General features: G+C 59.9%; 23 protein-coding genes. 20 read left to right on the forward strand and 3 right to left on the reverse strand.

Annotated elements, in window-relative coordinates; translation table 11 throughout:
• The first annotated feature begins 318 nt into the window (after nt 1-318).
• From ACMGGE_RS14965 to phnP, 16 genes are all read left to right on the forward strand, one after another.
• Nucleotides 319-654, forward strand: coding sequence for a zinc ribbon domain-containing protein YjdM (locus ACMGGE_RS14965; RefSeq protein WP_008500067.1), 336 nt, complete (start codon nt 319-321; stop codon nt 652-654).
• An 80-nt stretch (nt 655-734) separates the two neighbouring features.
• Nucleotides 735-1175 carry a VOC family metalloprotein YjdN gene (gene yjdN / locus ACMGGE_RS14970; RefSeq protein WP_069719680.1) on the forward strand — a complete coding sequence of 147 codons (441 nt, stop codon included), beginning with the start codon at nt 735-737 and terminating at the stop codon, nt 1173-1175.
• 172 nt (nt 1176-1347) lie between these two features.
• Complete coding sequence (phnC, locus tag ACMGGE_RS14975; protein WP_126534913.1) at nt 1348-2136, forward strand: phosphonate ABC transporter ATP-binding protein; 789 nt, start codon at nt 1348-1350, stop codon at nt 2134-2136.
• Between the two features lie 24 nt (nt 2137-2160).
• Nucleotides 2161-3177 carry a phosphonate ABC transporter substrate-binding protein gene (phnD, locus tag ACMGGE_RS14980; RefSeq protein ID WP_024906756.1) on the forward strand — a complete coding sequence of 339 codons (1017 nt, stop codon included), beginning with the start codon at nt 2161-2163 and terminating at the stop codon, nt 3175-3177.
• 102 nt (nt 3178-3279) lie between these two features.
• Nucleotides 3280-4059, forward strand: a complete 780-nt coding sequence (gene phnE, locus ACMGGE_RS14985) for a phosphonate ABC transporter, permease protein PhnE (protein ID WP_045909202.1) — start codon at nt 3280-3282, stop codon at nt 4057-4059.
• Nucleotides 4060-4079: 20 nt separating this feature from the next.
• Complete coding sequence (gene phnF, locus ACMGGE_RS14990) at nt 4080-4805, forward strand: phosphonate metabolism transcriptional regulator PhnF (protein WP_023326523.1); 726 nt, start codon at nt 4080-4082, stop codon at nt 4803-4805.
• Entirely contained in the window at nt 4806-5258 is a 453-nt protein-coding gene (gene phnG / locus ACMGGE_RS14995) for a phosphonate C-P lyase system protein PhnG (RefSeq protein WP_045909201.1), read from the forward strand. It abuts the gene before it with no gap.
• Nucleotides 5255-5839, forward strand: a complete 585-nt coding sequence (gene phnH / locus ACMGGE_RS15000) for a phosphonate C-P lyase system protein PhnH (RefSeq protein WP_196353094.1) — start codon at nt 5255-5257, stop codon at nt 5837-5839. The genes phnG and phnH overlap by 4 nt, the downstream gene beginning before the upstream one ends.
• Nucleotides 5839-6903 (forward strand): carbon-phosphorus lyase complex subunit PhnI, encoded by a 1065-nt coding sequence (locus ACMGGE_RS15005; RefSeq protein WP_063622847.1) that lies wholly within the window; start codon nt 5839-5841, stop codon nt 6901-6903. Before phnH ends, ACMGGE_RS15005 begins: the two co-directional genes overlap by 1 nt.
• Nucleotides 6896-7741, forward strand: a complete 846-nt coding sequence (phnJ, locus tag ACMGGE_RS15010; protein WP_229226663.1) for an alpha-D-ribose 1-methylphosphonate 5-phosphate C-P-lyase PhnJ — start codon at nt 6896-6898, stop codon at nt 7739-7741. The genes ACMGGE_RS15005 and phnJ overlap by 8 nt, the downstream gene beginning before the upstream one ends.
• Nucleotides 7738-8493, forward strand: coding sequence for a phosphonate C-P lyase system protein PhnK (phnK, locus tag ACMGGE_RS15015; RefSeq protein WP_262805841.1), 756 nt, complete (start codon nt 7738-7740; stop codon nt 8491-8493). The genes phnJ and phnK overlap by 4 nt, the downstream gene beginning before the upstream one ends.
• Before the next feature lie 157 nt (nt 8494-8650).
• Entirely contained in the window at nt 8651-9331 is a 681-nt protein-coding gene (gene phnL / locus ACMGGE_RS15020; RefSeq protein ID WP_045909196.1) for a phosphonate C-P lyase system protein PhnL, read from the forward strand.
• Nucleotides 9328-10464, forward strand: a complete 1137-nt coding sequence (gene phnM / locus ACMGGE_RS15025) for an alpha-D-ribose 1-methylphosphonate 5-triphosphate diphosphatase (RefSeq protein ID WP_045909195.1) — start codon at nt 9328-9330, stop codon at nt 10462-10464. Before phnL ends, phnM begins: the two co-directional genes overlap by 4 nt.
• Entirely contained in the window at nt 10461-11012 is a 552-nt protein-coding gene (phnN, locus tag ACMGGE_RS15030; RefSeq protein ID WP_262808973.1) for a ribose 1,5-bisphosphokinase, read from the forward strand. Before phnM ends, phnN begins: the two co-directional genes overlap by 4 nt.
• Nucleotides 11005-11439 (forward strand): aminoalkylphosphonate N-acetyltransferase, encoded by a 435-nt coding sequence (gene phnO / locus ACMGGE_RS15035; RefSeq protein ID WP_262808946.1) that lies wholly within the window; start codon nt 11005-11007, stop codon nt 11437-11439. The genes phnN and phnO overlap by 8 nt, the downstream gene beginning before the upstream one ends.
• A 9-nt stretch (nt 11440-11448) precedes the next feature.
• The gene (phnP, locus tag ACMGGE_RS15040) at nt 11449-12207 is read left to right on the forward strand and encodes a phosphonate metabolism protein PhnP (RefSeq protein WP_048030261.1); all 759 of its coding nucleotides are present in this window, start codon (nt 11449-11451) and stop codon (nt 12205-12207) included.
• Between the two features lie 82 nt (nt 12208-12289).
• On the opposite strand, the gene yjdP is transcribed toward phnP, so the two are convergent.
• From yjdP to ACMGGE_RS15055, 3 genes are all read right to left on the reverse strand, one after another.
• Nucleotides 12290-12613 (reverse strand): DDRRRQL repeat protein YjdP, encoded by a 324-nt coding sequence (gene yjdP / locus ACMGGE_RS15045; protein WP_033144428.1) that lies wholly within the window; start codon nt 12611-12613, stop codon nt 12290-12292.
• 75 nt (nt 12614-12688) lie between these two features.
• Nucleotides 12689-13315, reverse strand: coding sequence for a GNAT family N-acetyltransferase (locus ACMGGE_RS15050; protein ID WP_008500049.1), 627 nt, complete (start codon nt 13313-13315; stop codon nt 12689-12691).
• Nucleotides 13316-13436: 121 nt separating this feature from the next.
• Nucleotides 13437-15716: an ATP-binding protein gene (locus ACMGGE_RS15055; RefSeq protein WP_420293919.1), complete on the reverse strand. Its 2280-nt coding sequence runs from the start codon at nt 15714-15716 to the stop codon at nt 13437-13439.
• A gap of 211 nt (nt 15717-15927) precedes the next feature.
• Between ACMGGE_RS15055 and ACMGGE_RS15060 the strand changes: the two genes are divergently transcribed.
• From ACMGGE_RS15060 to ACMGGE_RS15075, 4 genes are read left to right on the forward strand one after another with little or no spacing between them, the layout of a single operon-like run.
• Nucleotides 15928-17448 (forward strand): sugar ABC transporter ATP-binding protein, encoded by a 1521-nt coding sequence (locus tag ACMGGE_RS15060; protein WP_196347366.1) that lies wholly within the window; start codon nt 15928-15930, stop codon nt 17446-17448.
• Complete coding sequence (locus ACMGGE_RS15065; protein ID WP_048030254.1) at nt 17445-18440, forward strand: ABC transporter permease subunit; 996 nt, start codon at nt 17445-17447, stop codon at nt 18438-18440. The genes ACMGGE_RS15060 and ACMGGE_RS15065 overlap by 4 nt, the downstream gene beginning before the upstream one ends.
• A gap of 30 nt (nt 18441-18470) precedes the next feature.
• A complete protein-coding gene (locus ACMGGE_RS15070; protein WP_021242935.1) occupies nt 18471-19412 on the forward strand; it encodes an ABC transporter substrate-binding protein in 942 nt (313 codons plus the stop codon).
• Nucleotides 19413-19461: 49 nt separating this feature from the next.
• A complete protein-coding gene (locus ACMGGE_RS15075) occupies nt 19462-20148 on the forward strand; it encodes a D-lyxose/D-mannose family sugar isomerase (protein ID WP_045909188.1) in 687 nt (228 codons plus the stop codon).
• The last annotated feature ends 1 nt before the right edge of the window (nt 20149 follow it).

Consider the following 20149-nt stretch of genomic DNA (forward strand, 5'->3'; position numbering starts at 1 on the left):
TAAGATATGTAGGGCAGTGAAGTCCGGCGATAAATAACAATGTGTCGCTTCACCTTATCCGAAATGGCAGAGCGTAGCAATTTGCTGCAATAAAATATTCGATATATTTATCGTCATTTCTTCCCACCGTGTTAATGGGCATAAGCATCGCTTAACTGACTGACAGAACGTGTCACTCCCGATACGCTTTTTGCCTTTTTTAATTCACAATATCACCGACAACGGTGTGGATTTGCGCTATACTTGCCGCCTTTTTCGGCACCCTGCCGTCATTTTGCTGGCACTTTCCAGCGCGTTTACACTTTTGAGGATACCGATATGTCACTTCCACACTGCCCAAAATGCAATTCTGAATACACCTATGAAGATAATGGCATGTTCATCTGCCCGGAATGCGCTCATGAATGGAATGATGCCGAGCCGGCTCAGGATGCTGATGCGCTCATCGTGAAAGATGCGAACGGCAATCTGCTGGCGGACGGTGACAGCGTTACCGTCGTTAAGGACCTGAAGGTGAAAGGCAGTTCTTCCATGCTGAAAATCGGCACCAAAGTGAAGAATATCCGTCTGGTTGAAGGCGATCATAATATCGACTGCAAAATTGACGGCTTCGGTCCGATGAAACTGAAATCTGAGTTCGTGAAAAAGAACTGATTTACCCGCCCGGTGGCGCTTCGCTTGCCGGGCTTTCGGGAACTACACTTAATGGGCTTTTCTTACGTGAGGTAAAGATTATGCCGTTAAGTCCCTACATCTCTTTCGCCGGCAACTGCGCTGAGGCCACCGCCTTCTACCAGCAAGCCGTCGGCGCAGAGCTTCTCTATAAAATTACCTTCGGCGAAATGCCAAAAAGCGATAACAGCGATGAAGGCTGTCCGTCCGGTATGCAATTTCCGGATTCGGCTATCGCCCACTCCAACGTCCGCATTGCGGGCAGCGATATCATGATGAGCGACGGGTTGCCGCCCGGCAGTAACGCGCAGTACGCGGGCTTTACGCTGGTGCTCGACACCCAGGACGTCAATGAAGGCAAGCGCTGGTTCGACAACCTTGCCGATGGCGGGAATATCGAAATGGCCTGGCAGGAAACCTTCTGGGCGCACGGTTTCGGTAAAGTCACCGACAAATACGGCGTGCCGTGGATGATTAACGTCGTCAAGCAACAAACGTCGTAGGCAGGACACGCGCAGCGCATCCGCCCACAGCGCCGGTGGCGCTGCGCTGACCGGGCCTACGGTGATTGTCATCAAACTCCGCTCAACTCTTCAAACTCCCGCAACCTGCACTTAACCCAAATGTCACATTGATGCGCCAGCATGAGGCCACATTTATCGTGAGGCCCAGCACATGCAAACTGTCATCCGCGTAGAGAAACTGAGCAAGACCTTCAATCACAACAAGGCTCTGCATGCCGTTGATCTGACCGTCCGGCAGGGCGACATGGTGGCGCTTCTCGGGCCTTCCGGCTCGGGTAAATCCACTCTTCTGCGCCATTTGAGCGGGCTTATCACCGGCGATAAAACGCCGGAAAGCCACGTCGAGCTGCTGGGTAATACCGTGCAGCGCGCGGGGCGTCTGGCGAGCGATATCCGCAAGAGCCGTGCCCAGACGGGCTACATCTTCCAGCAGTTCAACCTGGTAAACCGCCTGACTGTGCTGGAGAACGTGCTGATTGGCGCGCTCGGCAGCACCCCGTTCTGGCGCACCTGTCTGCGCTGGTTCACCCCTTCCCAGAAGCAGGAAGCCTTACAGGCGCTGACCCGCGTCGGGATGACGCACTTCGCCCACCAGCGCGTCTCCACCCTGTCCGGTGGACAACAGCAGCGCGTGGCGATTGCGCGCGCGCTGATGCAGAAAGCGCAAATCATTCTCGCTGACGAACCCATTGCCTCGCTGGACCCGGAGTCCGCCCGCATCGTGATGGAAACCCTGCGCGACATTAACCAGAACGACGGCATTACCGTGGTGGTCACGCTGCATCAGGTGGATTACGCCCTGCGCTATTGCGAACGCATCGTCGCCCTGCGTCAGGGACACGTGTTCTTTGATGGCGCGAGCCATCAGTTTGATAACGAACGTTTTGACCATCTCTACCGCAGCATTAACCGCGTCGAAGAGAACGCGCAGGCTGCTTAATTAAACCCGATCCGAGGAAAGTACATGAGCTACAAAGCCGTTGCCGCGCTGGCCTTTACCAGCATGTTCAGCCTCAGCACCCTGTTAAGCCCGGCGTATGCACAAGAGCAGGAAAAAGCGCTGAACTTCGGCATTATTTCGACGGAATCACAGCAAAACCTGAAACCTCAGTGGGAACCGTTCCTGAAAGATATGGAAACCAAACTGGGGATCAAAGTGAACGCCTTCTTCGCCCCGGACTATGCAGGCATCATCCAGGGGATGCGCTTTAATAAAGTAGACATCGCCTGGTACGGCAACCTCTCCGCCATGGAAGCGGTGGACCGCGCGAACGGCCAGGTCTTTGCCCAGACCGTCGCGGCAGATGGCTCCCCGGGCTACTGGAGCGTGCTGATCGTCAACAAAGACAGCCCAATCAACAACCTCAATGACATGCTCGCCAAACGCAAAGAGCTGACCTTCGGCAACGGCGATCCGAACTCTACCTCCGGCTACCTTGTCCCTGGCTACTACGTCTTCGCCAAAAACAACGCCTCCGCCAGCGACTTCAAACGCACGGTGAACGCCAGCCACGAAACCAACGCCCTGGCCGTGGCCAACAAGCAGGTGGATGTTGCCACCAACAACACCGAGAACCTCGACAAGCTGAAGACCTCCGCACCGGACAAGCTGAAAGAGATCAAGGTTATCTGGAAATCCCCGCTGATCCCCGGCGACCCGATCGTGTGGCGTAAAAACCTGTCCGAAAGCACCAAGGACAAGGTGTACGACTTCTTTATGACCTATGGCAAAACGCCGGAAGAGAAAGCAGTCCTCGAACGTCTGGGCTGGGCACCGTTCCGCCCGTCAAGCGACCTGCAGCTGGTCCCGATTCGCCAGCTGGCGCTGTTTAAAGAGATGCAGGGCGTGAAGGACAACAAAGGCCTGAAGGACGAGGAGAAGACCAGCAAAGTGGCCGCGATTCAGGCCCAGCTTGAAGACCTCGACCGCCTGACCGCCGCGCTCGGCGCGATGACCAGCGTGAATAAAGCGGTGCAGTAACGCTTTTCGCCCGGTGGCGCTGCGCTTACCGGGCCTACATTTTGGATCGTAGGCCGGATAAGCGTAGCGCCATCCGGCACACAAAGCCCCACGGAGCCAAACATGCAAACCATCACCCTCCCACCGCCAAAGCGCAGCTGGTTCTCGCTCATAAGCTGGGCCATCCTGCTGGCGGTGCTGGTTATCTCCTGGAAGGGCGCGGAAATGGATCCGCTGCTGCTCTTCAAAGACGCGGGCAACATGGCGACCTTCGCCGCCGACTTCTTCCCGCCGGACTTCAGCCAGTGGCAGGACTACCTCAGCGAAATGGCGGTCACCCTGCAAATCGCCGTCTGGGGCACCGCGCTGGCCGTTATTCTCTCTGTTCCGTTTGGCCTGATGAGCGCCGAAAACATCGTGCCGTGGTGGGTATACCAGCCCATGCGCCGCCTGATGGACGCCTGTCGAGCAATCAACGAAATGGTCTTTGCGATGCTGTTCGTGGTCGCCGTCGGCCTGGGTCCGTTTGCGGGCGTCATGGCGCTGTTCATCCACACCACCGGCGTGCTCTCCAAGCTGCTCTCCGAGGCGGTCGAAGCCATTGAGCCCGGTCCGGTGGAAGGCATTCGCGCGACCGGCGCCAACAAAATCGAAGAGATCCTCTACGGCGTTCTGCCACAGGTGATGCCGCTGCTGATCTCCTACTCCCTGTACCGCTTTGAGTCCAACGTCCGCTCCGCCACCGTCGTCGGCATGGTGGGCGCAGGCGGGATTGGCGTCACCCTGTGGGAAGCGATTCGCGGTTTCCAGTTCCAGCAAACCTGTGCCCTGATGGTGCTTATCATCATCACCGTCAGCCTGCTGGATTTCCTCTCTCAACGTTTGCGTAAGCACTTCATCTGAGAAGCGAGGCTTTGTTTTCTATGCACTTATCCAGACATCCGACCAGTTACCCTACCCGCTGGCAAGAGATTGCGGCGAAGCTCGAAGTGGAGCTGCGCACGCACTACCGCTGCGGAGACTACCTTCCTGCCGAGCAGCAGCTTGCCGACCGCTATGAAGTGAACCGACACACTCTGCGCCGCGCCATTGACCAGCTAGTCGAGCGCGGCTGGGTCCAGCGCCGTCAGGGCGTGGGCGTGCTGGTGCTGATGCGCCCGTTCGACTACCCGCTTAACGCCCAGGCGCGCTTTAGCCAGAACCTGCTGGATCAGGGCAGCCACCCGACCAGCGAAAAGCTGCTCTCGGTATTACGCCCGGCCTCCAGCCACGTGGCGGACGCGCTGGGTATTCAGGAGGGCGACAACGTCATCCACCTGCGCACGCTGCGCCGGGTCAACGGCGTCGCGGTGTGCCAGATAGACCACTACTTCGCGGATCTCACCCTCTGGCCGGTGCTGCAGAATTTCTCCAGCGGTTCGCTGCATGATTTTCTTCAGAATGCGACAGGCATTGCGCTGAAACGCACCCAGACGCGCATCAGCGCCCGCCGCGCGCAGGCGAAAGAGAGCAAAGTGCTCGAAATCCCCAATATGGCCCCGCTGCTCTGCGTGCGCACCCTCAACCACCGTGACGGCGAGATCGACGCGACGGAATACTCCGTCAGCCTGACCCGCGCCGACATGATCGAATTCACCATGGAGCACTGAATGCACTTCGACACCGCCACCCGACAGCGCTGGATGCGCGTGCTGGCCCACAGCCAGCCTGCTGCGCTGTCTGCCCGCATGAACGCCCTTAGCCTGGCTCCCGGGTACGACATCCTCCGCGCGCCGGAGATCGGCCTTGTGCAGATCCAGGCGCGCATGGGCGGCACCGGCGAGCGCTTTTTCGCCGGGGATGCCACCCTCACCCGCGCAGCGATCCGCCTGCACAGCGGCACGCTGGGCTACAGCTACGTGCTGGGGCGTGATAAAGCCCACGCCGAGCGCTGCGCGGTCATCGACGCGCTTTTACAGGAACCACCGCATTTCCAGACGCTGATGGAAACCCTTATTTCCCCGCTGGAGGCCGACCGCGCCGCACGTCTTGCCGCGCGTCAGGCCGAAGTGAATACCAGCCGGGTCGACTTCTTTACGCTCGTTCGCGGAGACAACGCATGACGCTTCAACCTGCTTTTACCCTGGCCGTCCAGGATGCCCAACACAGTTTTCGTCGCCTGCTGAAGGCCATGAGCGAGCCGGGAGTTATTGTCTCGCTGCACCAGCTCTCCCAGGGCTGGCTGCCGCTAAATCTGGCCACCACCAGCGTACTGCTGACCCTGGCCGACAACGATACCCCGGTATGGCTTTCGGGCGCCCTGTCGAACGACATCGCCAGCCAGAACCTGCGTTTTCACACCGGCGCTCCGCTGGTCGATCAGCCCCGGCAGGCGATCTTTGCCGTGGCCGACGAACAAATCAGCCATGAACAGCTGAATGCCCTGAGCGAAGGCACCGCAATCGCGCCGGAGACCAGCGCCACGCTGATTTTGCAGGTTGCCAGCCTGAGCGGCGGCCGCATGCTGCGCCTGACGGGCGCAGGCATCGCCGACGAGCGCATGGTCGCGCCGCAGCTGCCGGAGTGCATCATTCACGAGCTGACCGAGCGCCCGCACCCGTTCCCGCTGGGCATTGACCTGATCCTGACCTGCGGCGAACGCCTGCTGGCCATCCCGCGGACCACCCACGTGGAGGTGTGCTGATGTACGTTGCCGTTAAAGGGGGCGAGAAGGCCATCGCCGCCGCCCATGCGCTGCAGGCGCACAGACGACGGGGCGATGAACAGCTCCCCGAGCTGAGCGTCGCCCAAATCGAGCAGCAGCTTAATCTCGCCGTAGACCGGGTAATGACCGAAGGCGGCATCGCCGACCGCGAGCTGGCGGCGCTGGCCCTGAAGCAGGCCAGCGGTGATAACGTGGAAGCGATCTTCCTGCTGCGCGCCTACCGCACCACGCTGGCGAAACTGGCGGTCAGCGAGCCGGTGAATACGGCGGAGATGCGCCTGGAGCGCCGCATTTCTGCCGTTTATAAAGACATCCCCGGCGGCCAGCTGCTTGGCCCTACCTGTGACTACACCCATCGCCTGCTGGATTTTACCCTGCTGGCGAACGGCGAAGCGCCACGACTCAGTACCTCTGACGCCGAACAGGAACCGTCTCCGCACGTCTTCAGCCTGCTGGCGAAACAGGGCCTTGCGAAGGCGGAAGAGGACTCCGGCGCGCAGCCGGATGACATCACCCGCACGCCGCCGGTCTACCCGTGTTCACGCTCGTCCCGCCTGCAGCAGCTGATGCGCGGCGACGAAGGCTATCTGCTGGCGCTGGCCTACTCCACCCAGCGCGGCTACGGGCGTAACCATCCGTTTGCCGCCGAAATTCGCAGCGGCTACATCGACGTTGAAATCGTGCCGGAAGAGTTAGGTTTTGCGGTGAACGTCGGCGAACTGCTGATGACCGAATGCGAAATGGTGAACGGTTTTGTCGCGCCCGAAAATGAAGACCCGCACTTTACCCGCGGCTACGGGCTGGTGTTTGGCCTTGGCGAGCGCAAGGCGATGGCCATGGCGCTGGTCGACCGCGCCCTGCAGGCGCCGGACTACGGCGAACACATCGCGGGCCCGGCGCAGGACGAAGAGTTCGTTCTGGCCCACGCGGATAACGTCGAGGCCGCGGGCTTCGTCTCGCACCTCAAGCTGCCGCACTACGTCGATTTCCAGGCCGAACTGGAACTGCTGAAACGCCTGCAACGGGAGCGCAAACATGGCTAACTTAAGCGGCTACAACTTTGCCTATCTGGATGAGCAAACCAAACGCATGATCCGCCGAGCGATACTTAAAGCGGTGGCAATTCCGGGCTATCAGGTGCCGTTCGGCGGCCGCGAAATGCCGATGCCCTACGGCTGGGGTACCGGCGGTATCCAGCTCACCGCCAGCGTGATCGGTGAAGCAGACGTGCTGAAAGTGATCGACCAGGGCGCGGACGACACCACCAACGCCGTGTCGATCCGCAACTTCTTTCAGCGGGTAACGGGCGTCGCGACCACGGAAAAAACCGAAGACGCGACGCTGATCCAGACCCGCCACCGCATTCCGGAAACCCCGCTGACGGAAGATCAGATTTTGATTTTCCAGGTACCGATCCCGGAGCCGCTGCGCTTTATCGAGCCGCGCGAAACCGAAACCCGCACCATGCACGCCCTGGAAGAGTACGGCGTGATGCAGGTGAAGCTGTATGAGGATATCGCCCGCTTCGGCCATATCGCCACCACCTATGCCTACCCGGTGAAGGTCAACGGGCGCTACGTCATGGACCCGTCGCCGATCCCGAAATTCGATAATCCGAAGATGGACATGATGCCCGCCCTGCAGCTGTTCGGTGCCGGACGTGAAAAACGCATCTACGCCGTCCCGCCCTACACGCGTGTCGAAAGCCTGGATTTCGACGATCACCCGTTTACGGTGCAGGAGTGGGACGAGCCGTGCGCCATCTGCGGTTCCAAACACAGCTATCTGGATGAAGTGGTGCTGGATGACACGGGCAAACGGATGTTTGTCTGCTCCGACACCGATTTTTGCCGCCAACAGAGCGAGGCGAACGGCCAATGAAACCGCTGCTTTCGGTTAACAACCTGACCCACCTGTATGCGCCGGGCAAAGGCTTTAGCGACGTGTCGTTCGAGCTGTGGCCGGGTGAAGTGCTGGGGATTGTCGGCGAGTCCGGCTCAGGCAAAACCAGCCTGCTGAAGTCCATCTCCGCGCGCCTGACGCCGCAGAACGGCGACATTTTGTATGAGGGCGCCTCGCTCTACGGCATGAGCGAGGCCGAGCGCCGCCGCCTGCTGCGCACCGAGTGGGGCGTGGTGCACCAGCACCCGATGGACGGCCTGCGCCGTCAGGTCTCGGCGGGGGGAAATATCGGCGAACGCCTGATGGCCACCGGCGCGCGCCACTACGGCAATATCCGCGCTACGGCGCAACACTGGCTGGAAGAAGTGGAAATCCCCGCCTCGCGCATCGACGACCTGCCCACCACCTTCTCCGGCGGTATGCAGCAGCGCCTGCAAATCGCCCGCAACCTGGTCACGCACCCGAAGCTGGTGTTTATGGATGAACCCACCGGCGGGCTGGACGTCTCGGTGCAGGCTCGCCTGCTCGACCTGCTGCGCGGCCTGGTGGTAGAGCTGAACCTGGCAGTGGTGATTGTCACCCACGATCTGGGCGTTGCGCGCCTGCTGGCGGACCGCCTGCTGGTGATGAAGCAGGGTCGAGTGGTGGAAAGTGGGTTAACCGACCGTGTGCTCGACGATCCCCACCATCCCTACACCCAGCTGCTGGTGTCGTCCGTGTTGCAGAACTGAGGTTGCTGCTGCCGGGTGGCACTGCGCTTACCCGGCCTACGAATAGCGCACCTGTAGGCCGGGTAAGGCGTAGCCGCCACCCGGCAACACGAACACCGCATCTTGTAGGCCGGGTAAGGCGAAGCCGCCACCCGGCAAAACAAATCGCGAGGCCAACATGATCCACGTACAAAACGTAAGTAAAACCTTTGTGCTCCACCAGCAAAACGGCGTGCGTCTGCCGGTTCTGCAAAATGCCTCTCTGGAGGTTAATCGCGGCGAATGCGTGGTGCTGCACGGCCATTCCGGCAGCGGAAAATCGACCCTGCTGCGCTCCCTCTACGCCAACTATTTACCCGACGAAGGCCATATTCATATTCGCCACGGCGATGAATGGGTCGACCTGGTACAGGCCCCCGCGCGTAAGGTGCTGGACGTGCGCCGCACGACGATCGGCTGGGTGAGCCAGTTTCTGCGGGTGATCCCGCGGATCTCCGCCCTCGACGTGGTGATGCAGCCGCTGCTGGATCTCGGCGTGCCGCGCGAAACCTGCGCCGCCAAAGCCGCCAGCCTGCTGACGCGCCTCAATGTGCCCGAGCGCCTGTGGCACCTTGCCCCGTCGACCTTTTCCGGCGGCGAGCAGCAGCGCGTCAACATCGCCCGCGGCTTTATCGTCGATTACCCGATTTTACTTCTGGATGAACCTACCGCCTCGCTCGACAGCAAAAACAGCGCCGCCGTGGTGGAACTGATCGAACAGGCCAAAGCGCGCGGGGCGGCGATCGTCGGGATCTTCCACGACGAGAACGTTCGCACCCGCGTCGCGGACCGGCTGCACCCAATGGGGACTCCCGCATGATTATCAATAACGTCAAGCTGGTACTGGACAATGAGGTGGTTGGCGGCTCGATTGAGATCCAGGACGGAACAATCCGCGCGTTTGCCGAAACCCAGAGCCGCTCACCCGAAGCGATGGACGGCGACGGCGGCTGGCTGCTGCCGGGGCTGATCGAACTGCATACCGATAATCTGGACAAGTTCTTCACGCCACGGCCGAAGGTGGACTGGCCCGCGCATTCAGCGATGAGCAGCCACGACGCGCTGATGGTCGCTAGCGGCATCACCACCGTACTGGACGCGGTGGCCATCGGTGACGTGCGCGACGGCGGCGACCGTCTGGAGAACCTGGAGAAGATGATCAACGCCGTGGAGGAGACGCAAAAACGCGGCCTCAACCGCGCCGAGCACCGCCTGCACCTGCGCTGCGAGCTGCCGCACCACACCACCCTGCCGCTGTTTGAAAAGCTGGTAGGCCGCGAGCCAGTCTCGCTGGTCTCCCTGATGGACCACTCGCCGGGGCAGCGTCAGTTCGCCAACATCGAAAAGTATCGCGAATACTATCAGGGCAAATATTCTCTCAGCGATGCGGAGATGGCCCGTTACGAAGAAGAGCAGTTGGCGCTTGCGGCGCAGTGGTCGCAGCCTAACCGTCTCAGGATCGCGGCGATGTGCCGGGACCGTAATATCGCGCTGGCCAGCCATGACGACGCCACACACGATCACGTGGTCGAATCCCATCAGCTTGGCAGCGTGATCGCCGAATTTCCCACCACGTTCGAGGCGGCTGAAGCCTCCCGCAAGCACGGGATGAACGTGCTGATGGGCGCACCGAACATCGTGCGCGGCGGCTCACACTCCGGCAACGTCGCGGCAAGCAAGCTCGCTTCCCTCGGCCTGCTGGATATCCTCTCGTCCGACTATTACCCCGCCAGCCTGCTCGACGCGGCGTTCCGGGTGGCCGACGACGAGGGCAACCGCTTTACGCTACCACAAGCGATTCGCCTGGTGACGAAAAACCCGGCCTCGGCGCTTAACCTGCAGGATCGCGGCGAGATAGCCGAAGGCAAGCGGGCGGATCTGGTGCTGGCCCACCGCAGGGGCGAGCACATCCATATCGACCACGTCTGGCGTCAGGGAAAGAGGGTGTTCTGATGGGAAGACTTATCTGGTTAATGGGGCCGTCCGGCTCCGGTAAGGACAGCCTGCTGTCCGCCTTACGGCAGCAGGAGCATCCGCAACTGCTGGTGGCGCACCGGTACATTACCCGGGCGGCGAATGCGGGGAGTGAAAACCATATCGCCCTGAGCGAGCAGGAGTTTTTCACCCGTGCCGGGCAAAATCTGCTGGCGCTGAGCTGGCACGCCAACGGCTATTACTACGGGATCGGCATCGAGACCGATCTGTGGCTGCATGCGGGGTTCGACGTGCTGGTCAACGGTTCACGGGCGCATCTTTCGCAAGCGCGCGCCCGCTATGGAGCGGCCCTGCTGCCGGTCTGCCTGCAGGTTTCACCGGACGTCCTGCGCAGCCGGTTGCAGAGCCGGGGGCGTGAATCCGCCCGTGAGATCGACCAGCGGCTGGATCGTGCGGCCCGCTATACCCCGTCCGACTGCCACGTCCTCAATAACGACGGAAGTTTGCTACAGTCAGTCGAGACCTTTTTATCGCTTATCCGTCAGAAGGAGAAACAGCATGCCTGACTGCACGCTTCGTCCCGCCACCGCCGACGATGCGCAAATCGTTTACGCGTTAATCTGCGAGTTAAAGCAGGCCGAGTTCGATCGCCAGACGTTTCACGCGGGCTATCTTGCCAATCTGCAGGATCGCAATATGCGCTATCAGCTTGCCGAACTGGACGGGCAGGTCATCGGCATGATCGGCCTGCACCTGCAGTTTCATCTCCATCACGCGCGCTGGATCGGCGAGATCCAGGAGCTGGTGGTGATGCCGCAGGCGCGCGGGTTAAAGGTGGGCAGCCAGCTGCTGGCCTGGGCGGAAGGGGTAGCACGAGAGGCCGGCGCGGAGCTGACCGAACTCTCCACCAGCGTGAAGCGCGTGGATGCCCATCGTTTTTACGTTCGTGAAGGATATACGCAGAGCCATTTCCGATTCACCAAACCGCTGTAGAGGTACGTTATGAGTCTGACGATCACGTTAACAGGAACCGGAAGCGCGCAACTCGTGCCGGTCTTTGGCTGCGACTGCGCGGCGTGTCGCCGGGCGCGCCTGCAGGATAACTATCGCCGTCGTCCCTGTAGCGCGGTGGTCAAATTCAACGATGCGGTGACCCTGCTGGATGCCGGTATTCCGCACCTGATGGACGACTGGGCCGCAGGCAGCTTTCAGCAATTTTTGCTGACCCATTACCATATGGATCACGTCCAGGGACTCTTCCCCCTGCGCTGGGGCGTGGGCGCGACGATCCCCGTTTACGGTCCGCCGGATGAAGCAGGATGCGACGACCTGTTTAAACATCCGGGGATTCTGGATTTCAGCCACACGGTCGACCCCTTTGTTATGTTTGAGCTTCAGGGTATGCGGGTCACGCCGCTGCCGCTCAACCATTCGAAACTGACCTTCGGGTATTTGCTGGAGTCGGCCCACAGCCGCGTGGCCTGGCTGTCCGACACCGCCGGACTGCCGGAAAAAACGGTGAAGTTCCTGCTCAACAATCAGCCGCAGGCGATGATTATCGACTGCAGCCATGCACCGCGCGACGAAACGCCGCGAAACCATTGCGACTTAAATACCGTGATGGCGCTAAACGAGGTGATTGGCTGTCCGCAGGTGATCCTGACGCACATCAGCCATCAGTTTGACGTATGGATGATGGATAACCCACTGCCCGACGGCATTGAAGCGGGGTATGACGGGATGGTGCTGGTACTGGACTGAGTTTTGCCGGGTGGCGGCTGCGCCTTACCCGGCCTACGGTCCAGGTTTTTGCAGGCCTGCGTCAGCGAAGCGCCACCAGGCTTTAGCCTCGATCGTAATCGTCTTCTAACCTGCGCTCATCCTCTTCTAACCGACGCCTGTCGTCATCCAGCTGGCGCTGGCGCTCGTCTAAACGGCGGCGTCTGTCTTCGAGCTGCCGACGACGATCGTCGTACTGTCGACTGTCGATTTGACGGCTGCGGTCATAACGATCGTCGTCGTCATTGCTGCGGCTGCTGCTGGGGTTGTAGGCATCGTTGATCGCCTGCTGAATGTTGCCAATAGCATCATCAACAATGTCGGCATGAGCCAGTTGGCTGGTGAGAGACAGCAGACCAAATAACAGAGCAGTTGAGTAACGTTTCATAAGGCCAGACTCGCAGGTGAACTGGCCTTACGATAATGAACAGCAGGAAACGGGGGTAGCGGAGGAATCTCAAATTCAGTTGTGTCCTGGGACTTCCATCAGTTGATTCGCACGCTGTTTATTTTCTGCGACCAGGACGATGCCGTAGCATTTTTGATCCGGCGAATGGCTCCAGATACGATCTTCGGGGATACACCCTCCGTCATAGATAACCTTGCTGCCATCATACGGCCAAAATGCGCCCTGCTCGGTATCGAGAACAAATACAGCGATTTGGTCAGACTCGCGGGCAATTTTCTGCCAGAGCATCTTCCCACCCTCATATTGTTCAAAGTCGCTGACAAGTGTCACGCCACACTGTAATACCAGGGCTTCATACAGGCGAGTTGCCAGTCCCTTGTCACGCTCGGCGGGATCAACACAGATACCTTCTACCTGAATAACATTGGCATCTTCCCAACAGCGCTCGACGGCAATGATATCTTCACCCAAATGCGTTTTACGTTGTAAATCCAGGGCAGCAACAACCCGATGCCGGGGCACCCCATCGAAGGTTTCGATATCCGCTTCAATAATCGCAGCTCTTGGCGTCTGGCTGTCAAAAATAACATGTAGCACTCGCCCGGAAAGCTCAAACTCATCAACGAGTTTAAACGACCTGGCAATTGTGCTCGGGCTGTATGTTGTAGGCATCACGATCATTTGTGAGTCCCCCTTTGTGAGTACCGGCATAATTCCTTTTATATCCCAATCTGCTAAATTTTGCGCAGATTAACATCACCGGCGTCAACGATGCTCTTGATGAAATCCTAAACAGGGGCATTTAAAAGCATATTTTCCGCAGAGCCTGCGCCAGCTGCGCCCGCGTAAACGGCTTACGCAATAACGGAACGTCCGGCAGCTGAGGATTATGCGAGGGCCGTAAATCCTGGCCGCTGATCAGCAGCACCGGAAGCTGCGGATAATGACTGCGCACATGGCTAATCACCTCGGCCCCGCTCAGGCTTCCGGGTAACATCAGGTCGCTGATAAACATGCCAATATCCGGCGACGCCGCCAGCATGTTCAGCGCCTGCTCGCCGTTGTCCGCTTCGAGCGTCAGATAGCCAAGCTGGTGCAACTGCTCGCACAGGGTCTGACGGACATCCGCTTCATCCTCCAGCACCAGCACCAGGCGCTCACTCTCGACGGAGGCGGTGGCTGACAGCGCTTCATCAGCTGCAGCGGCGGGCTGCGTCGAGCGCGGGAGGTGAAGCCGCACGGTCGTTCCCTGTCCCGGCGCGCTTTCAATCTCCACGCGACCACCGGACTGGCGCACAAAGCCGTACACCATCGACAGGCCTAACCCGCTCCCGCTCCCGGTCTGTTTGGTGGTGAAGAACGGTTCAAAGACCCGGGATTTGACCTCCTGCGACATGCCGCTGCCGCGGTCAATGACTTCCAGCGCCACCATATCCTGCCTGCGTCCGTCGCTGCGGGTAACGCGCTGATTCCAGGTGCGAATTTTAATCACCCCGCTTTGCCCTTCCATCGCATCGCGCGCGTTCATCACCAGATTAATGATGGCGTTTTCCAGCTGGCTGACGTCGATCCATGCGGGCCATGCCGGGGATTGCGCTTCAATTTCCAGGGTCAGGGTGGCGGGCAAGGAGTGACGCAGCAGTTCCCGGAGGTTCTCCAGCAGCGGCTGCATCTCTACCGCATGCGGCGTCAGGGATTGCTTGCGGGAAAACGCCAGCAGGCGCTGGGTCAGTAAGGCGCCACGCTCGGCCGCCTTCAGCGCCCGGCTGATGCGCGGCGCGTCGTTTGATTCGGGGTCGGTGAGCTCAAGACTGCCGATGATCACCGCCAGCAGATTATTAAAATCATGCGCCAGCCCGCCCGTCAGTTGCCCAACGGCCTTCATTTTCTGGCTGTGCAGCAGCGCCTCTTCCAGCCCCTGACGCTCAATGCGGTCGATCTCCATCTGCGTGGTTTTTTCTTTCAGCAGGCGCGTGGTGTGCTCAAGCGAGGCGGTATTGCGGGCAAAAACGTTAAACGCGCGCGCCAGTTCACCCAGCTCATCGCGCCGCTGCAGCGCGGGGACGGACACATCCTGTTCGCCGTGAGCAAGACGCGACATCGCCCGGGAAATGGCCGTCAGGTTGGAGGCCAGATTGCGGTAGATATACCAGCAGGCACACCCGGTGATGATCAGTGCCAGCACGGCGAAAATGGTGATAAATACGCTGATGGATTGCAGTTCGTGATGGCTCTGGGCGGTGCGAAGCCGGGAGGCCTGCGCCACCTGCTCAACGTACTGATTGATGTCGCTGTTGAGGATCGCCACCAGCGCCTTGATGTGGAACATATACCAGCTTATCGCCAGATCGCTCTCCTCCAGCTGCTTCGACAGCGGGGCGAGCTGACCTAGCTCGGCATTAAAATCAGGCAGAACCGTCTTTACGACCGGCTGTGCGGCACGCCGGGGCAACGTTGCGGCCACCGCGTCCAGTTGCTGGATGGTCGCGCGCGGCGAAGGGGTATCGATGGCGGCGGCGATCAGCCGGTCCATCTCCATCAGCTGCTGCGCACCCGGTACGTTACTGTCATAACGGCGGTTGATGTCCTGCAGATGACGCAAGTAACTCTGGCTTTGGTATAGCGAGCTCAGCAACGTGTTACGCTCAAGATGGCGTCGCTGTCCGCGCTCCAGCATCTCCGTCACGCTCTGCTGTAACTCATTGCTTCGTTGAATAATACGCGCCACCAGGGCTGGCTCCTGCTGCGCCAGCGGCGCCTCCGCAAGCTGCTCTAGCGAATGGCGCAGGGCCATTTGCGTCTGCTTGAGGCGCTCGGCTTCCCCTTTGTACTCGAGCGCCCCCACCACCTGCGAGAGCCGCACCGCCGCCGTCGCCACGTTGGCGGTATCGCGGGCCAGGTTCATGCTGCCGGTCATATCGTCCAGCGTTTGCTGCTGCACCTGCTCCTGGATTTGACTGGCGTGACGGAAGCCGAGCACCGCCACACCGCTCACCATCAGCGTCACGGCGACCACCAGCAGATTGAAAATCAGCAGGCGACCGCGGGCGCTGGCGAAGAACGGGGGGCGGTGTGATGGCATGAAGTTGGGTTCCTGTGTGGTTTGATGTCCCCTCACCCTAACCCTCTCCCCAAAGGGGCGAGGGGATGATTTGCTCCCTCTCCCTTTCAGGGAGAGGGCTGGGGTGAGGGTAAAAATATTCATAACTATGACAAATATGAACAGCTTCTGACATTTTGCATTTACGCACCTGTGATGAAGTGCAGAAATCGGCATTCACAGGAGATCCGCCATGAGCAGAACCCCGGTATTAGAGATGCGCAACATTGCCAAAACGTTTGGCAGTTTCCACGCGCTCAAGGGTGTGGATTTGACGGTTTTTCCCGGTGAGATCCACGCGCTGATGGGTGAAAACGGCGCGGGAAAAAGCACGCTGATGAAAATCCTCGCGGGGGCCTATACCGCCACCCACGGCGAGATCCTGATTGACGGTCAGCCGTTTCACATTAAAGGACCGAAGGATGCGCTGGCCGCGGGCATCACCCTGATTTATCAGGAGATGCAGCTCGCGCCCAATCTGACCGTAGCCGAAAATATCTTCCTCGGCAGCGAACTGTCGCGCGGCGGGATGGTGCAGCGCAAAGAGATGGCTGCCCAGGCGCAGGCGGTGATTGACCGCCTCGGCGCACAGTTCAGCGCCACCGATCTGGTGATGAAGCTCACCATCGCCGAACAGCAGCAGGTAGAAATTGCCCGCGCGCTGCACCGCAATAGCCGCATTCTGGTGATGGATGAACCCACCGCCGCTCTCTCCTCGCGGGAAACGCATCGCCTGTTTGAACTGATTTTACGCCTGCGCGATGAAGGGATGGCGATCATCTATATCAGCCACCGCATGGCGGAAGTGTATGAACTCTCTGACCGCGTCAGCGTTCTGCGCGACGGGCAGTACGTCGGCAGCCTGACGCGCGACAAGCTCAACGCCTCCGAGCTGGTGCGCATGATGGTGGGACGACCGTTAAGCGACCTGTTCAACAAGGAGCGTGATATCCCCCTCGGCAGCCCGCGCCTCAACGTGCATCACCTCACCGACGGTAAAAAAGTACAACCCTGCAGCCTGCAGGTGCGTTCCGGCGAAATCGTCGGGCTGGCGGGGCTGGTCGGGGCCGGACGTTCCGAGCTGGCACAACTCATCTTCGGCGTGCGCAAAGCCACGGGCGGCATGATTGAGGTCGACGGCGAGCCGGTGGTGATCCACTCCCCGCGTGCGGCCATCGAAAATGGCATCGGTTTTCTCACCGAGAACCGCAAGGAGCAGGGACTGTTTCTGGAGCTGGCGGCGCAGGAGAACATCACCATGGCGACGCTGGAGCGCGACGCCACCTTCGGCATGTTAAACCGCAAAAAAGCGCAGGCCATCTCCGATGACGCCATCACCCTGCTTAACATCCGCGTGCCCCATGCTCAGGTGCGCGCGGGCGGGCTTTCGGGCGGCAACCAGCAGAAGCTGCTCATCTCCCGCTGGGTCGCCATCGGCCCGCGCATTCTGATTCTGGACGAACCCACGCGCGGCGTGGACGTCGGGGCGAAAAGCGAGATTTACCGCATCATGAACCAGATGGCGCGCAAAGGGGTGGCGATTTTGATGATCTCCAGCGAGCTGCCGGAAGTGGTGGGGATGAGCGACCGGGTGTACGTGATGCGCGAAGGCAGCATTGCGGGCGAGCTCCACGGGCGCGACATCTCTCAGGAAAACATTATGACGCTGGCAACCGGCGTGAACGACACTCATCATCAGGCGGTGCAATCATGACAACTCCAACCCATCCGCAGCAGGTGGCGAAATCCGCCTCCGCCAAAAAAATGCTGATGAGCGATCTGATGCAAACGGTCGGTATTTTGCCAATTCTTATCCTGATTGTGGCGGTATTTGGCTTTATTGCCCCGAACTTCTTTACCGAGAGCAACCTGCTCAACATTACCCGTCAGGCGTCGATCAACATCGTGCTGGCGGCGGGAATGACCTTCATTATCCTCACCGGCGGGATTGACCTCTCCGTGGGGTCGATTCTCGGCACCACGGCGGTAGCCGCGATGGTGGTATCGCTCATTCCTGAATTCGCCGGGCTGTCCATTCCGGCCGCGCTGATGCTCGGCATGGTGCTGGGCCTGTTTAACGGCGCGCTGGTGGCCTTTGCCGGGCTGCCGCCCTTTATCGTCACGCTCGGCACCTACACGGCGCTGCGCGGCGCGGCATACCTGCTTGCCGACGGCACGACGGTCATTAACTCGAACATCAACTTCGAGTGGATCGGCAATAACTATCTCGGCCCAATTCCCTGGCTGGTGGTGATCGCCCTGGCGGTCATCGTGGTGTGCTGGTTCATCCTGCGCCGTACCACGCTCGGCGTTCATATCTACGCCGTGGGCGGCAACATGCAGGCGGCGCGCTTAACGGGCATTAAGGTCTGGCTGGTGCTGCTGTTTGTCTACGGCATGAGCGGCCTGCTCTCCGGCCTCGGCGGCGTCATGAGCGCCTCACGCCTCTACAGCGCTAACGGCAACCTCGGCACGGGTTACGAGCTGGATGCGATTGCGGCGGTGATCCTCGGCGGCACCAGCTTTGTCGGCGGGATCGGCACGATCACCGGCACGCTGGTCGGCGCATTGATCATCGCCACCCTGAACAACGGCATGACGCTGATGGGCGTCTCCTACTTCTGGCAGCTGGTGATCAAAGGGGCGGTGATCATCATTGCGGTGCTGATCGACAAATACCGTACCCGACACCATCAAAGTGCATAACAACAATACCCTACGAGTGAGGAAGACAAGATGCGTTTGAAACCGTTAGTAACTGCGCTCTGTGCTGGCGCGCTGCTTGCCGCAACGCCGTTTGCGCAGGCGAAAGATCTGAAGTCCATTGGCGTGACGGTGGGTGACCTGGCTAACCCGTTCTTCGTGCAGATCACCAAAGGTGCCGAGCTGGAAGCGCGCAAGCTGGCGGGGGATAACGTCAAGGTGACGCTGGTCTCCAGCGGCTACGATCTGGGCCAGCAGGTGGCGCAGATCGACAACTTCATCGCCGCGAAAGTGGACATGATCATCCTCAACGCCGCGGACTCCAAAGGGATCGGCCCGGCGGTGAAGCGCGCGAAGGACGCCGGGATCGTGGTCGTGGCGGTTGACGTCGCGGCGGAAGGGGCTGATGCGACCATCACCTCCGATAACACCCAGGCGGGTGAGATGGCCTGTAAGTACATTACCGACCGCCTGAAAGGGAAAGGCAACGTGGTGATCATCAACGGACCGCCGGTCTCAGCGGTGCAAAACCGCGTGGAAGGTTGCCAGACGGAGTTCAAAAAACATCCGGATATCAAGGTGCTCTCGGATAACCAGAACGCCAAAGGCAGTCGTGAAGGCGGTCTGGAAGTCATGACCTCCCTGCTGGCGGCCAATCCGAAGATCGACGGCGTGTTTGCGATTAACGATCCGACTGCGATCGGCGCCGATCTGGCCGCGAAACAGGCTCAACGTAATGAGTTCTTTATCGTTGGCGTGGATGGTTCACCGGACGGTGAGGAAGCGCTGAAGCGCGAAAACTCGCTGTTTGTGGCGACCCCGGCGCAGGATCCGCAGGTTATGGCGGCAAAAGCGGTGGAGATCGGCTATGACATTCTCCAGGGCAAACCTGCACCGAAAGCGCCCGTGCTGATCCCGGTGACGATGATCGATAAAAAGAACGTCGGCACGTATAAGGGGTGGACGGTTAAATGATCCTTTTCCCTCTCCCGCAGGGAGAGGGAACTGTTTTCAAGGAGTCCCCATGAAACGCTCCGACATCAATGAAATCCTCGGCCACACGCGGCAGTTTTTCTCCATGCACGACGTTCATCTCCCGCCTTTTGCCAGCTTTCCGCCAACGAAATGGCAGCAGCTTGACCAGGCCGCATGGCAGGAAGTGTTCGACCTCAGGCTCGGCTGGGACGTGACGGCATTCGGCGGCAATAACTTTGCCGCTGAGGGCCTGACGCTGTTTACCCTGCGCAACGGCTCGCCTAACGGCGTGCCGTATGAAAAAAACTATGCCGAAAAAATCATGCACGTGCGGGACGGCCAGGTCACACCGATGCATTTTCACTGGCGTAAACGGGAAGACATCATCAACCGGGGCGGCGGGAATCTGATCGTGGAATTATGGAATGCCGGGGCGCATGAAGAGACGGAAAACACCGACGTGACGGTCACCGTCGACGGCTGCCGTCAAACCCACGCCCCCGGCAGCCAGCTGCGCCTCACGCCAGGGGAAAGCATCTGCCTGACGCCCGGTCTTTACCACAGTTTCTGGGGCGAACGCGGCTTCGGCGACGTGCTGGTCGGGGAAGTATCCTCGGTCAATGACGATGAACACGACAACCACTTTTTGCAGCCCGTTGCCCGCTATAACAACATCGAAGAAGACGAGCCGGCGCTGCTGGTACTGTGCAACGAGTACAACCTGTTTCGGATATAAG

Source organism: Enterobacter sp. BNK-22 (assembly GCF_048684805.1).
GTDB classification, from domain to species: Bacteria; Pseudomonadota; Gammaproteobacteria; order Enterobacterales; family Enterobacteriaceae; genus Enterobacter; species Enterobacter quasiroggenkampii.

Bases quoted from the DNA above. Each gene is read 5' to 3' on its own strand.
- ACMGGE_RS14965 (WP_008500067.1), top strand. From the start codon at position 319: ATGTCACTTCCACACTGCCCAAAATGCAATTCTGAATACACCTATGAA.
- yjdN (WP_069719680.1), top strand. From the start codon at position 735: ATGCCGTTAAGTCCCTACATCTCTTTCGCCGGCAACTGCGCTGAGGCC.
- phnC (WP_126534913.1), top strand. From the start codon at position 1,348: ATGCAAACTGTCATCCGCGTAGAGAAACTGAGCAAGACCTTCAATCAC.
- phnD (WP_024906756.1), top strand. From the start codon at position 2,161: ATGAGCTACAAAGCCGTTGCCGCGCTGGCCTTTACCAGCATGTTCAGC.
- phnE (WP_045909202.1), top strand. From the start codon at position 3,280: ATGCAAACCATCACCCTCCCACCGCCAAAGCGCAGCTGGTTCTCGCTC.
- phnF (WP_023326523.1), top strand. From the start codon at position 4,080: ATGCACTTATCCAGACATCCGACCAGTTACCCTACCCGCTGGCAAGAG.
- phnG (WP_045909201.1), top strand. From the start codon at position 4,806: ATGCACTTCGACACCGCCACCCGACAGCGCTGGATGCGCGTGCTGGCC.
- phnH (WP_196353094.1), top strand. From the start codon at position 5,255: ATGACGCTTCAACCTGCTTTTACCCTGGCCGTCCAGGATGCCCAACAC.
- ACMGGE_RS15005 (WP_063622847.1), top strand. From the start codon at position 5,839: ATGTACGTTGCCGTTAAAGGGGGCGAGAAGGCCATCGCCGCCGCCCAT.
- phnJ (WP_229226663.1), top strand. From the start codon at position 6,896: ATGGCTAACTTAAGCGGCTACAACTTTGCCTATCTGGATGAGCAAACC.
- phnK (WP_262805841.1), top strand. From the start codon at position 7,738: ATGAAACCGCTGCTTTCGGTTAACAACCTGACCCACCTGTATGCGCCG.
- phnL (WP_045909196.1), top strand. From the start codon at position 8,651: ATGATCCACGTACAAAACGTAAGTAAAACCTTTGTGCTCCACCAGCAA.
- phnM (WP_045909195.1), top strand. From the start codon at position 9,328: ATGATTATCAATAACGTCAAGCTGGTACTGGACAATGAGGTGGTTGGC.
- phnO (WP_262808946.1), top strand. From the start codon at position 11,005: ATGCCTGACTGCACGCTTCGTCCCGCCACCGCCGACGATGCGCAAATC.
- phnP (WP_048030261.1), top strand. From the start codon at position 11,449: ATGAGTCTGACGATCACGTTAACAGGAACCGGAAGCGCGCAACTCGTG.
- yjdP (WP_033144428.1), bottom strand. From the start codon at position 12,613: ATGAAACGTTACTCAACTGCTCTGTTATTTGGTCTGCTGTCTCTCACC.
- ACMGGE_RS15050 (WP_008500049.1), bottom strand. From the start codon at position 13,315: ATGATCGTGATGCCTACAACATACAGCCCGAGCACAATTGCCAGGTCG.
- ACMGGE_RS15055 (WP_420293919.1), bottom strand. From the start codon at position 15,716: ATGCCATCACACCGCCCCCCGTTCTTCGCCAGCGCCCGCGGTCGCCTG.
- ACMGGE_RS15060 (WP_196347366.1), top strand. From the start codon at position 15,928: ATGAGCAGAACCCCGGTATTAGAGATGCGCAACATTGCCAAAACGTTT.
- ACMGGE_RS15065 (WP_048030254.1), top strand. From the start codon at position 17,445: ATGACAACTCCAACCCATCCGCAGCAGGTGGCGAAATCCGCCTCCGCC.
- ACMGGE_RS15070 (WP_021242935.1), top strand. From the start codon at position 18,471: ATGCGTTTGAAACCGTTAGTAACTGCGCTCTGTGCTGGCGCGCTGCTT.
- ACMGGE_RS15075 (WP_045909188.1), top strand. From the start codon at position 19,462: ATGAAACGCTCCGACATCAATGAAATCCTCGGCCACACGCGGCAGTTT.